The organism is Vibrio sp. PNB23_22_6, assembly GCF_052877535.1.
The window spans coordinates 162,643-176,957 of the sequence record NZ_JBNFXP010000004.1; the positions used below are offsets into that span (position 1 = coordinate 162,643).

Genomic DNA, 14,315 nt, shown 5'->3' on the forward strand with positions numbered 1-14,315 from the left:
GTACTTGTCCATACTCCAGATACAAGAAAAGCGACCGAAGCCGCTTTTCTAAACTAATTCGACAGACTGATTAGTTGTCTACTTTTAGTTTTTGGAAGTACTCATCGTAAAGCACGCTTGCTTCACCAACTTCATCTTGCCATGTGCCGCTGTCCATCACTTCTTGTGGTGGGAAGATACTTGGATCGTTAGCAAATTCTTTCGGTAGTAGCTCGTGTGCGGTTTTCACTGGAGTAGGGTAACCAATCTCTAGTGCAATCTTAGCTGCGTTTTCTGGACGTAATAGGAAGTCAATCATCTTATGCGCAGCATCAACGTTCTTAGCGCCAGCTGGAATTGCTAGGCTGTCCATCCAGAAGATAGAGCCTTTTTCTGGCCAGATGATGTCGATGTTCGCGCCTTCTTGACGAGCCATGTATGCAGAGCCATTCCAAAGCATACCAAGTGAAACTTCGCCTGCTAGGTATGGGTTCGCTGGGAAGTCTGAGTTAAATACCAATACGTTTGGCATTAGCTTCTTCAGCTCTTCGTAAGCGGCTTTTATTTCATCTGGATTCGTTGTGTTAGGTGAGTAACCAAGCTTACTCAATGCAATGTGGAATACTTCGCGAGAATCATCCATCAGCATCAGTTGGCCTTCCCACTTGCTGTCCCAGAAATCATCCCATTTAGTCACAGAAGACTTATCTAGCATGTCTGCATTGATACCAATACCCGTCGCACCCCAAATGTATGGGATAGAGTAGTTGTTATTCGGGTCGAACGGCTTGTTCAGGAAGTTAGTGTCTAGATCAGCAAAATGAGACAATTTCTCTTTGTTGATCTGTTGCAGCATGCCTTCTTTACGCATTTTTGATACGAAATAGGTAGACGGTACTACCAAGTCGTAACCAGAACCTTGAGTTTTCAACTTTGCGTACATGCTTTCATTTGACTCGTACGTAGAGTAGATGACCTTGATCCCAGTTTCTTTTGTAAAGTCTTCAAGAACTTCATTTGGAATATATTCCGACCAGTTGTAGAAATAAAGTTCTTGATCAGCCGCCATTGCAGGGGTAGCGATTAGAGTCGCTGCACACAGTGCGCTTGCGTAGAATTTACTTTTCATTTGTTTTCCGTTTTGTTCAGCAATAGCACATACCAACACCGGATGGTATTGATAGACCCATTGCGATAAGCACAATCCTGTTTATTCGGATCACCAACCTCAATCATTATTGGATAAATAGGTGACAATGTTTGAAGCCGCGTCAAATAAACCTGGCTACGTTTACCTAAATAACCTCGAATTCGAAATAGTGATGACACTCTGAACTCTCAAGTTAATAGGGTATAAAAGTATATCAGTCAATGACAAAAATAGGCAGCGTATTGCTGCCTATTTTTTTTAGTAGATGCCTTTTTAAGCAGATTATTGACCCGCTTTCAGCTTCAGGAAGTAGTCTTCGTATTTCACTGTCATGTCACCGACAGAATCTTGCCATTCAACTCGGTCAAGATCTTCTTGAGAAGGGAACAGTGGAGCAACGTCTTTGAACTTCGCGTTAGATTCTGCAACCGCTGTTAGATAACCAGTATCACGAGAGATTTGCTCAGCAATTTCTGGACGCAGTAAGAAGTCGATCATTTTGTGAGCAGCATCTACGTTTTTAGCACCAGAAGAGATAGCAAAGTTATCAACCCAACCGATACCACCTTCTTTAGGGAATACAAGCTTCAGGTTCATGCCTTCGTTTTGAGCTGCTGCCGCACTACCATTCCAAAGCATACCAACACCAACTTCACCAGACATGTAAGGTGCGCCTGGGTTGTCAGAGTTAAATACTAGTACGTTTGGCATTAGCTTTTGCAGCTCTGCGTATGCTTCGTCAATCTGTTTTGGATCTGTGGTGTTACCAGAGTAACCCAGTTTGCGCAGTGCAATGTGGAATACTTCACGAGTATCGTCCATCAGCATTACTTGACCTTCAAGCTCAGGTTTCCATAAGTCAGCCCAGCTTTGGAAGTCATTTGGATCGTACATGTCAGCATTCACTGCTAGACCTGTAATCGCAACAACGTGTGGAATAGAGTAGTCATTCTTTGGATCGAAAGGCTTATCTAGGTAATTTGTATCTAGGTTGCCGAGGTTTTTCAGCTTAGACTTGTCGATTTTTTGTAGCATACCTTCATCACGCATCTTTGCGACGAAGTAAGTTGAAGGTACGACTAGATCATAACCTTGGTTATGAGTTTTTAGCTTTGCATACAACGTTTCATTCGACTCGTAAGTCGAGTAGATAACCTTGATGCCAGTTTCTTTGGTAAATTGCTCTAGGATATTACTGTTAATGTAAGGACCCCAGTTCATAAATACCAATTCTTTGTCGTCCGCTGCCGCTGAACCAGAGAACAGAGAAAGCGCACATGCACTACCAGCTAATAGAGTAGCCCATTTTTTCATTGACGTTAGCTCCAAACCAAACGTTGTCCAATTAACTGGACGATAGATAGAAAAACAGAATGGGATGTAAGCATTCTGTTTGATGATTTGACGGTGGTAGATTTTACTTTACTTTTTCTCTTGCTAGCAACTGAGAAATCACTACCAAAATCAAAGATACAATCAACATAACCGTCGCTAATGCATTCACCTCAGGTGAAATGCCTACCTTCACCATTGAATAGATCTTCAATGGTAGGATTTCATAGGTTGGTCCTGTTACAAACGAGCTGATAATCACATCGTCTAGAGACAGGGTGAAGCTTAGCAACCAACCTGCGGCTACCGCTGGTTTAGCAAGAGGAAGGATAATCTGTTTTAAGATAACCCATTCACTTGCACCAAGGTCTTTTGCCGCTTCTAACATTTTCACATCAAATCCGTTTAGTCGGCTATATACTGTTACCACAACAAATGGTAAGCAGAAAGTGATGTGAGCAATTAATAAAGTAAAGAAGCCAAGTTGTGCGCCTAATACTAGGAACAGAGCCAACAATGAAATGGCCATCACGATATCAGGTGACATCATTACAACAAACAACATGCCGTTGACTGCACCTTTACCTTTAAATGAGTAACGGAATAGGGCAACGGCGGTCAAACTACCAATAAGTGTAGCAGCCGTTGCGGAAAATACCGCAACATTTAGTGAATGCCATGCAGCTTGCATTAAACTGTCGTTATTTACTAACGTTTCATACCATTTGGTCGTGAAACCACCCCATTTCATACCAAACTTATTGGCATTAAATGAGTTAACAATTAAGACGATAATTGGCAGATACAAAAATGCGTATACCAGCGTCATAAAGCTAAATCTAACTGTGCGTCCCATTAGTCTAGCTCCACCTTCTTATTCAATAGTTTACCTGCGCGATAGTAGGCGTACAGCATAATAGCCATTGCGACGGTTAGGGCAATACTGGTTGCTGCACCAAATGGCCAGTCACGAGCGTTCAATACTTGGCTTTTAATTACGTTACCGATCAGTAGGTTCTTCGCACCGCCTAAAAGGTCAGAGATGTAGAACATACCTAGTGCTGGAAGCAGTACCAATAGACAGCCGCCGATAATACCAGGCATTGTCAACGGTAAAATGACTTTAGTAATCGTTTGGATTTTGTTCGCACCAAGATCTTTTGCAGCTTCAATATACGTGTTGTCTAACTTTTCGATTGCCGAGTAAAGCGGCAGAATCATAAACGGAAGCAAGATATAAACGAGACCGATCATAACCGCTGTTTCGGTGTACATTAAGCGCAGTGGCTTATCGATGATTTCCATTGCCATCAGTGATTTGTTCAAAATGCCTTGGGTACCAAGAACAATCTTAAGTCCGTAAGTACGGATCAGAGAGTTGGTCCAAAACGGTACAATCACCAAAAACAACATGAACGGACGCCATCTTTCAGGCATCTTCGCTACGATATAAGCAAATGGGTAACCAATCACTAGACATAACAACGTCGCAATGATCGCCATGTAGAAAGAGTGCATTAGCACTTTCGCATACAGGGGATCCAGTAGACGAAGGTAGTTGTCGAAGGTAAACGTTAATTCAATTAGATTCGCTTCATCACGTGTCAGGAAGCTTGTACCGATTATCATTAGATTCGGGATCAACACAAAAAGTGTTAGCCAACCAACAATTAGGGTAATGATCGCGTTCTGAAGATTAAGCTTCTTGCTGATCATTTAGTACTACCTCCCAGCTCTCAACCCAAGTAATCGCGACTTTCTGGCCGAGAGAGTGGTCCACATCAGGATCATCCTCGTTAAAGAATTCGCTTACCATCACGCGCATACCTGAATCCAGCTCAATTACGGAATCCAATGTCATACCTTTATAGGTACGTTCAGTCACGTGACCTACGATGCCTTTTTCTTCTGACTCTTTAATCTCTTCGATGCGCAAGTCTTCTGGGCGAAGTAGTACTTGTAGTTTGTCACCGGCTTGTGCTTCTCCGTCGAAGTATACCACCGCTTCAACACCTTCGATTTCTGCTCGAATGCGTTTCTCATCGATACGCTCAAGCATGGTCGTGTTGAATACGTTGATCTCACCGATAAAGCGAGCCACAAAGAGGTTTTTAGGCTCTTCGTATATTTCACGTGGAGAGCCATCTTGTTCAATGACACCATCACGCATAACGATAATGCGGTCAGACATTGATAGGGCTTCTTCCTGATCGTGAGTTACAAAGATAAAGGTAATTCCTAGCTGACGTTGAAGTTGTTTTAGCTCGATCTGCATTTGTTTACGTAGTTTGTAATCAAGAGCAGATAGAGATTCATCTAGCAGCAGTACCTTAGGTTTGTTAACAACGGCACGAGCAATCGCGATGCGTTGTTGTTGTCCACCTGAAAGTTGATGAGGCTTACGCTGCGCCATTTTTTCTAGGCGTACCATTCGTAGCGCTTCCATCACGCGTGGTTCGATCTCAGCAGCAGGTGTTTTCTGCATACGAAGACCAAATGCAACGTTTTCGAACACAGTCATATGAGGAAAGAGCGCATAACTCTGAAATACTGTGTTGACGTGCCTTTGCTCTGCAGGAACCTGGGTTACATCGTGATCATCTAAAACGATTTGACCGTTGTCTGCCGTTTCAAAACCCGCGATCATGCGTAAAACTGTTGTTTTACCACAACCAGAAGGGCCAAGAATCGTCAGAAACTCACCATGATTAACATCCAGATTTAAATTACCGATGATTTCCTTACCATCGAAACTTTTGCTAATACCAGATAGACGAACTACTGGCTTTCCTGCTTGCTGTTTAGCGTTCAACGTCTGTATTTCTCCCACGTTCAAATTGGGTTTGGACCAATTGATGTGACATTAGTCATTCACTTTTGAGGCGCGCATGATAATCACCAAAATTGTGAAATCAAAGCATTTTCTTATCTTGAAACAGAAAAAATTTTGCAGGCAAAAGTAAACAATCCTTACCATACTGTTTTTACAGGTATATAAACGACATTGTTACAGTCTGTTAAGCCAATTTTTAAATCAGCAATTGTTTTCAATTTCATAAGCTTGCAAGTGATTAATTATTGACCAAATCGCAGATATTGCAAGTTTAGTAAGTGGATTATGATTTTAGACATCGACAGATTTCTTTATAATGAGCGTAATATTAATACACTGGTTTTCCAGAAAAATTTTTACATGTTAGCCTTGGACGATATATGAACAACGATTTTGAGAAAGACTTCAATCTTGGAGGGAGTGTAGAGCGAGCTCTTTCTGGTCAATACGAACTAAAAGCGGGTGCCGTTTTTAGCGAAGCTTGGCGCACGACTATTCAGCAATTTTTATCATTTTCGCCTGCAATTATCCTGCTACTTTTTGTCCAACTGGGTATTTTCTATATTGCGCTCCAACTGCAGTTGGGTGACCCAAGCGTTATTTTAGATGCGTTGCAAAATCCAGAGTCTTTTACTAGTGACATTGTTACCGCCATTTATGTCGCAAACTTTAGTTACGAAGTGATCAGTGCGCCGATTTACGCCGGTGTTAGCCTAATGGCGATGAGCCATGTTGCAGGCTTGAAGACCAAAGTTCGTCATGTAGGAAAGGGGCTTCAGTTTACCATTCCGGTCATTTTGGCTACGTTATTTAGTTTAGTGCTGCAAGGTGCGGTGGGTGCAATTTTTCCATTGCTATCCCTCTATTTATCTTTAGCATTTAGCCATTCGATTTTGCTAATTTGTGAAAAGCGAGTCCCTCCAATGCAATCGCTGCTACTGTCGCTTCGAGCTATAAACAAAAAGATTTTTGTGGTTGCAGGGCTTTACTTAAGCGTCATGTTGATGTTTATTATTGCGGCAATGTTCTATGGTATAGGCCTCATTTTCGTATTACCGTTCTTCTTCCATTTAAAGGGAATTCTGTACCGCGAAATGTTTGGTATCAAATTGAAGATCGTAGCAACACAGCAAAACGATCACGATGGTAACTCTCAGGTGTTTAATGCCTAAATCCTTAAAATCAATGAGTTTACGAGTGACGGCTATCTTAATAGCCGCCACTTTTGCTTCTGTAGGCCCTTATTTGCACTACGACCGCGAATATCGCAATGCAATCGACCCGCAAGTCGTGCAAGGTCCTGTTTCATATCCGGATTTTTCGCACCTTCCACACATAGGTGAGATCCCGGACTTCAATTCGATTAAAGATACGAAAGACAAAAAGGCAGCGTTCTTTGATTTCCTTCGTCCTAAAATTGCGTTAGAAAATCAACGTATCGAGAAAGAGCGAGCATTTTTAACGTCATTACAGGTTGGAGATGTGACTTCCGAGCAAACGTCTTATGCAGAGCGTTTGGCTGCACTTTATTCTTTCCCACTAGACGACAACACAGTCACGCAAACTTGGTTGGATGAAATGTTCAAGCGTGTAAATGTGTTGCCAGAAGCTTTAGTATTAACTCAAGCTGCGAATGAATCTGCGTGGGGGACCTCTCGTTTTGCTACTCAAGCGAACAACTTGTTTGGTCAATGGTGTTATAAGAAGGGCTGTGGAATTGTTCCTGCAAAACGTGGCGCCGGTAACACACATGAAGTAAAGATGTTTGATACTGTACAGGAGTCTGTACACGGCTACTTTATGAATGTTAATCGTAACCGTGCTTATGCTGACTTGCGTGATATACGCGCTAACTTAGCAGGGAAACAAAAGGATTTGTTATCTGTGGCGACAGCATCAGAGCTGACACATGGTTTGCTCGCATATTCAGAACGCGGTATCGGATACGTTAATGACTTGCGTGCGATGATTCGTCACAATAACGCTTACTGGATATAATAAAAGAAATAACGGTTCAATGAAGAAGTTAAGCCTAAGTTTACTAGGCAGTGCGATGTTGGTGTTAGTATCGCCTGCGACTCACGCTCAAGAGTACATGTTTACGTACTCTAAGCTCTACACGCAACTAAAGAACAATAACAAAGAAGGTAATGATGATGTAAAAGTCGGCATTTTCTTTGTGGATTCTAAAACTAAGCAGTTGTGTGAGATAGAAAAAGCATGGATGGAAAAAGAAGAGCATTACGAAGAGTTCGTGATTCCAGCGACTAAAGAGCTGCCGCTCCCTGTCGACAAAAACCTTAAATCAGCAAATCCGTTGGTGTTTGTGCACACATCAAAAGACACGCGCTGTGATTATTCATTAGTAGTAATGACGAAAGAAGTACTACAGGGTAACGTATCTTACGAACAACTTACGCCACTTATTCCACAAATGCAGACCCTGTTAGAAGATCTAGGTGGTATGTTTGCTAATTGGTTCACTCCAGAAGTACAAGGTGTCACGATGGAGTTCGCAAACAAACTCAATGACACAATTACTTTCTCTAACGGCTCAATAAAGGAGATTGTTAATGGCAAAGTACAAGTGGCATTGAGCGAAATTGGAGAGGGCGGGTATATGACTTTACCACAGCCAACGACTCGCGTATTACCTTATCTACCAAACGCAACAAAGTAATCGCGATTTGATTTTTAAAGAGCTGCAATAGCAGCTCTTTGTTATTTATAACGCTCTTCGACCTCTTTTCGTGCGATTTATTGATGGACTCCATCACACAAAGATTTAATCCTACGTAAAAAGCCCGTATAATCCACGCCCCAAAGAAACCCATGTTAGGAAGTCCTACAGTCGATTTTTCGGCGATGTGAGAGCCCGTGATGAACCAAACAGATACAAGAAAAGAAACCCTTGAATTCAACAAGCTTCAGAAACGTCTAAGAAGACATGTTGGAAATGCCATTGCAGATTACAACATGATTGAAGAAGGTGATGTTGTGATGGCATGTATAAGCGGTGGTAAAGATTCATTTGCGATGCTTGATATCCTGCTGAATCTACAAAAGGCTGCGCCTATTAAATTTGAAGTAGTTGCGGTTAACCTTGATCAGAAGCAACCAGGCTTCCCAGAGCACATTCTGCCGGACTACTTTGAAACACTGAACATTCCTTATTACATCGTCGATAAAGATACATACTCCGTTGTGAAAGAGAAGGTGCCAGAAGGTAAAACGACTTGTGGCCTATGCTCACGTCTACGTCGTGGTACGCTTTACTCTTTTGCTGAGAAGATTGGTGCAACTAAGCTAGCACTTGGTCACCATATGGACGACATTGTTGAGACGATGTTCTTAAACATGTTCCACGGTTCTCGCTTAAAAGCGATGCCACCAAAGCTACGCTCTGATGATGGCCGTAACGTTGTTATTCGCCCTCTGACTTACTGTCGCGAAAAAGACTTAATTAAGTACGCAGAACACAAAGAATTCCCAATTATTCCTTGTAATCTGTGTGGCTCACAAGAGAACCTTCAGCGTCAATCAATCAAAGCGATGCTGATTGAATGGGATAAGAAGACGCCTGGCCGAGTCGAAGCGATCTTCAAATCAATTCAGAATGTAAGCCCAAGTCAACTGGCGGACCGCGAATTGTTTGATTTTGTGAATCTTCCGTTGGATCGTGAAGGCAATCGCGAAGAATATGAATTTAGTGAAGCGGTGGTATCTTCGACAAACATTGATGAGTCCATGTTTATCGATGTCACTAACATCTAAATCAAAATCCCCCAATAATTGGGGGATTTTGATTTCTAGCGGTAAAAAATAACATTACGAGGTAGTGTTAGGATCAAGGGGACTAATGTAACCGTTCGGTTTCAAGGCCAATACATCGCAATTGATTTTATCAATTACATGTTCCGCGGTATTACCGATAAACACAGCTGATAAGCCTGTACGCCCTGTAGTACCAAGGATCACCATCGCTGCATTTAGCTTTTCTGCCGTTGCTGGAATGATATCTTCTGGTAAACCTTGTTCAACGATGGTTTGCTCTTCGTTCAAACCATGTTTTTGACGAAGTGCTTTCATTGCCGTTAAATGATGCCCACGAACGGCATCGGTATAAGTTGTTGGGTCGAATTCTGGCAATTCAATGGTAATGTTAGCTGGAGTGACTGGGTAAGCATTAACGAGGAATGGTTCAGCGTCGAGTCGATTGCTGATTTCTTTAAGACGCTCTACCATCGAGTCATTCAGGTCAATATGAGTTGGGTTTTCAGAACCAACGTGAACAGAAGCAAGAATTCTTGCATGCTCAGGCCAATCCGCATTTTTGATGAGAAGTACCGGGCTAGGGCACTTACGTAACAAATGCCAATCTGTTGGCGTGAAAATGACAGATTCTAGAACGTCGTGTTTACGAGTTCCTTTGATCACTATATCGTGATCACCAGCGAACACTTCAGCAATGATTGCTTCATAAGGGCGATTATGCCAAACAACACAAACATCAAAGTCGAATCCATCTTCTAAATACGGCTGGGCAATCTTACGCATCCACAGTTCGCGTTGATGGATAACCCCCCGACGCATAGCATCTCTTTCATCAACCGATAGCATTGAAGTCATATCATACGAAAAATCGTAGATTGAAAGAAAGAAAGTGATTCGGCTTCGGGATACACTTTTTTGAGCTAATTGAACTGCTCTTGCAAGAGCTGGCTGCTCATCATGATTGATGTCAGCAACAACAAGAATCTTACTGTATATACTCATAACTAAGCCCACTTATGTTGTAGAACCAATTACTGAAAATAAGATAAATCAGTATATTGGAGTACACAAGGTACATTTTTAATGTAGCTCAGTTTAAGTGATATATAGAGGAATTTTTAAGGGATTTTGGAAGAAATATGATGTAGCTCATTTACGAGCTACATCAATTGATAGGAAAATTTAATTTTTACTTACACCAGCAAGTTCCATCAATGCATCATGATCTAATATGGTGATGTACTTACCCTTCACGCTCAGAATTTCAGATTTCTGGAAGCGCCCAAGTAGTCGGCTAATGGTTTCAACGGTTAGACCAAGATAGTTACCAATGTCACCACGTGTCATGGTCAAACGAAACTCTCTAGGACTAAAGCCACGTTGCGAGAAACGCGTTGATAGGTTGTACAAGAAAGCCGCCAAGCGTTCTTCCGCATTCTTTTTGGAAAGGAGCAGAATCATTTCTTGATCTCCTTTAATCTCATTGCTCATCAGACGCATGATTTGTTGACGAAGCTTAGGCATCTTTCCTGATAAGTCATCAAGGATCTCGTATGGGATCTCACACACCATAGAAGTTTCTAGTGCTTGAGCAAAACTAGGGTGACAATCACCGGTAATTGCATCAAAACCGACTAGATCTCCCGCTAAGTGAAATGCTGTGATCTGTTCATCGCCTTGCTCAGTAATCGTGTAGCTCTTAATCGTTCCGGAGCGAATCGCGTACAGCGATTTAAGCTCATCACCCGCTTTGAAAAGTTCTTGCCCTTTTTGGATAGGCTTTTTTCGCTCGATGATTTGATCCAACTGATCAAGTTCAGACTCATTCAGTGTGAACGGAATACACAACTGGCTAATGCTACAATCTTGGCAATGAATCGCGCAACCGCCTGATTGGATGCGCTTTGTTGCAGGCTTTTCAGAAATCATAACAACCTTTCACTATTTGATATACATCAATATTTTATCACTGCTTAAGCATAAAGGGTAGCAAAAATATTGATGAGAATGACTTCAAGATTAGCTGAAACCAAGCATTACCATCGCACCGATTGCGGTATATAGACCATAAGTGATTAAGATTAAGGCTGAAATATTTCTAAATATTACAGACTTTTGAAGCTTTTTGAATTGAGTTGCGCCATAACCAACGGTTAGCATTGATGGGAGTGTGCCTAGGCCAAAGGCTAACATAATTAAACCGCCATTCATTGCGCCACCGGACACCGCTGACCAAGTCAACGCAGAATACACTAAACCACAAGGTAACCAACCCCAAATAAAGCCAAATGATAGTGCATGAATAGGGCGCTTTAATGGCAATAATTTCTTACCTACGGGAGAGATATACTTCCAAATATATTGACCAACTTTTTCTATTAACAGTAGGCCTTGCCACCATTTAGCAATATACAGAGCGACCAAAATCATAAACATCGCAGCGATAAAACGAAGCCAAGCTAAAGGCTGAGTCAACCCACTAAGCTCAGAAAGACCGGAAACCATGCCACCCACGAGCGTACCAATAACGGCATAACTCAAGAGGCGCCCCACATTATAAAAGAGCGGAATTAATGAGGATGGCGTGTGGTTTGGTGTGCTCATGGAGAGAAGCGATGCGATACCACCGCACATCCCGATACAATGACCAGCCCCAACGAGACCGATCATAAAAGCTCCAATAAAGTCTGGACTCATATAATAAGGCTAGGATTTTTTGTTATGTGTTTTTTCTACTTCACCCAATAGGATGTTGTGACCTTGCCGCTCAAGGTCTTCGAACTGATCGCTACGAACGGCCCAAAGAAATACGGCGGCAGCTACACAAACCAATACAATGGCGATAGGGATTAATATGTAAAGACTTTCCATGTTAGCTCTCTTACTTTTCTTTAAGCAGTCTCAAAGAGTTCGAAACTACAACTATAGAGCTCGCAGACATGCCAACTACAGCAACATACGGTGCGACGAGACCTGCGACTGCCAGCGGCAAAATTAACAGGTTGTAACCCAAAGACCAAGCTAAGTTTTCTCGAATTATCTTTCTTGTACGTATCGCAAGCAATCTGGCTTCCAATAACTTTTCCAAATTGTCGCCAAGAAGCGTCATATCAGCAGAAGCTTTCGCTACATCGGTTCCACTACCCATTGCAACTGAAAGGTGGGCACCCGCCAATGTAGGCGCATCGTTAATACCGTCCCCGACCATCATCGTGATGTCGTTTTGATCTAGACTCTTAAGGTATGCGAGTTTGTCTTCCGGTTTTGCAGAGGCGATTACATGATCAATACCGACTTCGTTCGCAACCGGTTGTGCATTTTGCCGTGAATCACCAGTCAGCAATGTGGTTTTAATACCCGCATCTGCGAAACGTTGGATAAACGCTCGGCTTTCTTTACGGATTGGGTCACGATAATAGAATGTAGACACATGGCTATCATTTACCGATAAGTAAACGGCATTACTTTCATCTCTGGCTTCACCGAGCACAAATGCGGCACTACCAATCTTTACGGTTTTATTTCCCCAAGCGCCTTGAATGCCTGAGCCGATGATATTTTGAACGTCAGTTACAGCCACATCCTGTTTTCCAAAGCTAGAAAAGGCGCGAGCAATAGGGTGGTTAGCGTGGGCTTCAAGCGCTGCTGCAATCGCAAGACTATCTCTATCGGTGAGCACGCCAAACGTTTTAGTCTCGCTGATTTCGATGTCCCCTTTGGTCAAAGTGCCAGTTTTATCCACCACAAGGTGATTGATCTTACAAAGCGTTTCGAATACATGTCCTTTACGCAGTAGGATACCAAAATTCCCCATGCGAGAAGTGGCACAGGTTAGAGCCGTTGGTGTTGCCAACGATAGCGCACATGGACAAGTTGCAACCAAAACAGAAAGCATGATCCAGAATGCATCATCTGGCTTGGTTTGATGCCAGTAGAACCACGTTCCTGCAGAGATAAACAGAATCACACCAACAAAGTAACGCGCTACTATATCCGCAATCTCGGCGATCTTAGGCTTGGAGTGTTGTGCTTCGTCTTGCAGGCGTACGATATTAGAAATCATCGAATCCGCTTTTGAGTTGGTGACTTCAAGCTCAAAAGATTCTTCGCCATTTAGTGTGCCGGCATAGACAGCATCGCCAGCTTTTTTTACGACATGAACAGATTCACCTGTAAGCATAGATTCATCAATGTGGATCCGCCCAGAAATGACTTTTCCGTCTGCAGGAATATGCTCACCAGGAAGGACACGAATGCGGTCGCCGACCTTTAGAGTCTTAACTGGAATTTGCTCGCCTTCGAGAGTGGTTGCAATTGCTGGAATGAGTTTCAACAGATTTCCACTTGCCGCAGCGGCTTTTCTTCGAGCGCGCATCTCCAGAAAGCGGCCAACCAACAAAAAGAAGGTAAACATCGAAATGGACTCAAAGAATACCTCTCCTTGTTCTGTTGCGGTCGCAACTAAACTTGCCACGTAGGCGAAGATCAATGCTATAGAGACCGGTACGTCCATGCCCAACGTTCGACCTCGAATGCTTCGCCAAGCATTAAGATAGAATGGCAGTGCGGAATAAAGGAGCACAGGAGTGGCAAAGATCAAACTTACCCAACGGAAATAGTTTTTGAATTCAGGCTCTAGGTCACCAAAGACCTCGAGATACAGAGCGACAGCCAACATCATTACCTGCATCGTCGCCAGGCCTGCGATACCCAAGCGATAAAGGTATTGTTTCATCGTGCGATGATAAGAAGCTTCTTGTTTATCTGCTTCAAACGGAGCCGCTTTATAACCCAACTTATGAATAACTGAAAGCAACTCACTTAAGCGAACTTGTGTTTTGTCCCATGCAAGAAGTGCACGGTTAGTGGTCGTGTTGACACGAATAGATACTAAGCCTTTTGCATTTGAGACTTGTTTCTCAATTAACCAAGCACAAGCGGCACAGGAAACACCGTCTAAAGAAAGGGTGACCTCAGAGATATTTTCATGGTTACGCACGAACTCTGATTGGACCTCTTCGTTGTCATAGTGAACCAAAGCTTGAAGTTGCTCAGGCACTAAATCAGCCTTTTCAGCTGGAGCCGTTCGGTATTGGTAGTAGGAGACAAGGCCACTGTCGATAATGGTTTGTGCCACAGTTTCACAACCTGGGCAGCACATATCGCGAATTTCATCTAATATCTCTACTTTGAAATCCGTGTTGGCTGGTACATCGTCACCACAGTGATAACAGGATTTACACATAG

The 14,315-nt window shown here is 42.7% G+C and carries 14 protein-coding genes; 4 read left to right on the forward strand and 10 right to left on the reverse strand.

The annotated features are described in order from the left end of the window. Positions 1-70: 70 nt before the first annotated feature. The 5 genes from ACVA54_RS05310 to potA form a co-directional block, all read right to left on the reverse strand. The gene (locus ACVA54_RS05310; protein ID WP_099077989.1) at positions 71-1,108 is read right to left on the reverse strand and encodes an extracellular solute-binding protein; all 1,038 of its coding nucleotides are present in this window, start codon (positions 1,106-1,108) and stop codon (positions 71-73) included. Positions 1,109-1,411: 303 nt separating this feature from the next. Further along, complete coding sequence (locus ACVA54_RS05315; protein WP_119464248.1) at positions 1,412-2,443, reverse strand: extracellular solute-binding protein; 1,032 nt, start codon at positions 2,441-2,443, stop codon at positions 1,412-1,414. Between the two features lie 103 nt (positions 2,444-2,546). Then, positions 2,547-3,317 (reverse strand): spermidine/putrescine ABC transporter permease PotC, encoded by a 771-nt coding sequence (potC, locus tag ACVA54_RS05320; RefSeq protein ID WP_099077987.1) that lies wholly within the window; start codon positions 3,315-3,317, stop codon positions 2,547-2,549. Beyond that, positions 3,317-4,177 carry a spermidine/putrescine ABC transporter permease PotB gene (gene potB, locus ACVA54_RS05325; RefSeq protein ID WP_099077986.1) on the reverse strand — a complete coding sequence of 287 codons (861 nt, stop codon included), beginning with the start codon at positions 4,175-4,177 and terminating at the stop codon, positions 3,317-3,319. Before potB ends, potC begins: the two co-directional genes overlap by 1 nt. Continuing rightward, on the reverse strand, positions 4,158-5,273 hold the full coding sequence (gene potA, locus ACVA54_RS05330; RefSeq protein ID WP_253252645.1) for a spermidine/putrescine ABC transporter ATP-binding protein PotA: 1,116 nt from the start codon (positions 5,271-5,273) through the stop codon (positions 4,158-4,160). The genes potB and potA overlap by 20 nt, the downstream gene beginning before the upstream one ends. A 401-nt stretch (positions 5,274-5,674) precedes the next feature. Here potA and ACVA54_RS05335 point away from each other — a divergent pair, with 401 nt between their 5' ends. The 4 genes from ACVA54_RS05335 to ttcA all read left to right on the forward strand — a co-directional run bounded on the left by ACVA54_RS05335 (position 5,675) and on the right by ttcA (position 9,068). After that, on the forward strand, positions 5,675-6,466 hold the full coding sequence (locus ACVA54_RS05335) for a hypothetical protein (protein WP_099077984.1): 792 nt from the start codon (positions 5,675-5,677) through the stop codon (positions 6,464-6,466). Further along, the gene (locus tag ACVA54_RS05340; protein WP_099077983.1) at positions 6,459-7,292 is read left to right on the forward strand and encodes a glucosaminidase domain-containing protein; all 834 of its coding nucleotides are present in this window, start codon (positions 6,459-6,461) and stop codon (positions 7,290-7,292) included. Before ACVA54_RS05335 ends, ACVA54_RS05340 begins: the two co-directional genes overlap by 8 nt. A gap of 19 nt (positions 7,293-7,311) precedes the next feature. Beyond that, positions 7,312-7,974 (forward strand): DUF2987 domain-containing protein, encoded by a 663-nt coding sequence (locus ACVA54_RS05345; protein WP_099077982.1) that lies wholly within the window; start codon positions 7,312-7,314, stop codon positions 7,972-7,974. Positions 7,975-8,174: 200 nt separating this feature from the next. Further along, positions 8,175-9,068: a tRNA 2-thiocytidine(32) synthetase TtcA gene (gene ttcA, locus ACVA54_RS05350; protein ID WP_099077981.1), complete on the forward strand. Its 894-nt coding sequence runs from the start codon at positions 8,175-8,177 to the stop codon at positions 9,066-9,068. Positions 9,069-9,122: 54 nt separating this feature from the next. Here ttcA and uspE read toward each other — a convergent pair whose 3' ends face one another. From uspE to ACVA54_RS05375, 5 genes are all read right to left on the reverse strand, one after another. Beyond that, positions 9,123-10,070, reverse strand: a complete 948-nt coding sequence (gene uspE, locus ACVA54_RS05355; protein ID WP_446649447.1) for a universal stress protein UspE — start codon at positions 10,068-10,070, stop codon at positions 9,123-9,125. Between the two features lie 180 nt (positions 10,071-10,250). Beyond that, complete coding sequence (locus ACVA54_RS05360) at positions 10,251-10,997, reverse strand: FNR family transcription factor (RefSeq protein WP_099077979.1); 747 nt, start codon at positions 10,995-10,997, stop codon at positions 10,251-10,253. 90 nt (positions 10,998-11,087) lie between these two features. Then, complete coding sequence (locus ACVA54_RS05365) at positions 11,088-11,765, reverse strand: sulfite exporter TauE/SafE family protein (RefSeq protein ID WP_446579339.1); 678 nt, start codon at positions 11,763-11,765, stop codon at positions 11,088-11,090. A 9-nt stretch (positions 11,766-11,774) separates the two neighbouring features. Continuing rightward, positions 11,775-11,939 carry a cbb3-type cytochrome oxidase assembly protein CcoS gene (gene ccoS, locus ACVA54_RS05370; protein ID WP_446649448.1) on the reverse strand — a complete coding sequence of 55 codons (165 nt, stop codon included), beginning with the start codon at positions 11,937-11,939 and terminating at the stop codon, positions 11,775-11,777. A gap of 10 nt (positions 11,940-11,949) precedes the next feature. After that, on the reverse strand, positions 11,950-14,313 hold the full coding sequence (locus ACVA54_RS05375) for a heavy metal translocating P-type ATPase (protein ID WP_446631632.1): 2,364 nt from the start codon (positions 14,311-14,313) through the stop codon (positions 11,950-11,952). Between the last annotated feature and the right edge of the window lie 2 nt (positions 14,314-14,315).

Coding starts and splice junctions, on each gene's coding strand:
- ACVA54_RS05310 (WP_099077989.1), bottom strand. CDS start 1,108: ATGAAAAGTAAATTCTACGCAAGCGCACTGTGTGCAGCGACTCTAATC.
- ACVA54_RS05315 (WP_119464248.1), bottom strand. CDS start 2,443: ATGAAAAAATGGGCTACTCTATTAGCTGGTAGTGCATGTGCGCTTTCT.
- potC (WP_099077987.1), bottom strand. CDS start 3,317: ATGGGACGCACAGTTAGATTTAGCTTTATGACGCTGGTATACGCATTT.
- potB (WP_099077986.1), bottom strand. CDS start 4,177: ATGATCAGCAAGAAGCTTAATCTTCAGAACGCGATCATTACCCTAATT.
- ACVA54_RS05335 (WP_099077984.1), top strand. CDS start 5,675: ATGAACAACGATTTTGAGAAAGACTTCAATCTTGGAGGGAGTGTAGAG.
- ACVA54_RS05340 (WP_099077983.1), top strand. CDS start 6,459: ATGCCTAAATCCTTAAAATCAATGAGTTTACGAGTGACGGCTATCTTA.
- ACVA54_RS05345 (WP_099077982.1), top strand. CDS start 7,312: ATGAAGAAGTTAAGCCTAAGTTTACTAGGCAGTGCGATGTTGGTGTTA.
- ttcA (WP_099077981.1), top strand. CDS start 8,175: ATGAACCAAACAGATACAAGAAAAGAAACCCTTGAATTCAACAAGCTT.
- uspE (WP_446649447.1), bottom strand. CDS start 10,070: ATGAGTATATACAGTAAGATTCTTGTTGTTGCTGACATCAATCATGAT.
- ACVA54_RS05360 (WP_099077979.1), bottom strand. CDS start 10,997: ATGATTTCTGAAAAGCCTGCAACAAAGCGCATCCAATCAGGCGGTTGC.
- ACVA54_RS05365 (WP_446579339.1), bottom strand. CDS start 11,765: ATGAGTCCAGACTTTATTGGAGCTTTTATGATCGGTCTCGTTGGGGCT.
- ccoS (WP_446649448.1), bottom strand. CDS start 11,939: ATGGAAAGTCTTTACATATTAATCCCTATCGCCATTGTATTGGTTTGT.
- ACVA54_RS05375 (WP_446631632.1), bottom strand. CDS start 14,313: ATGTGTAAATCCTGTTATCACTGTGGTGACGATGTACCAGCCAACACG.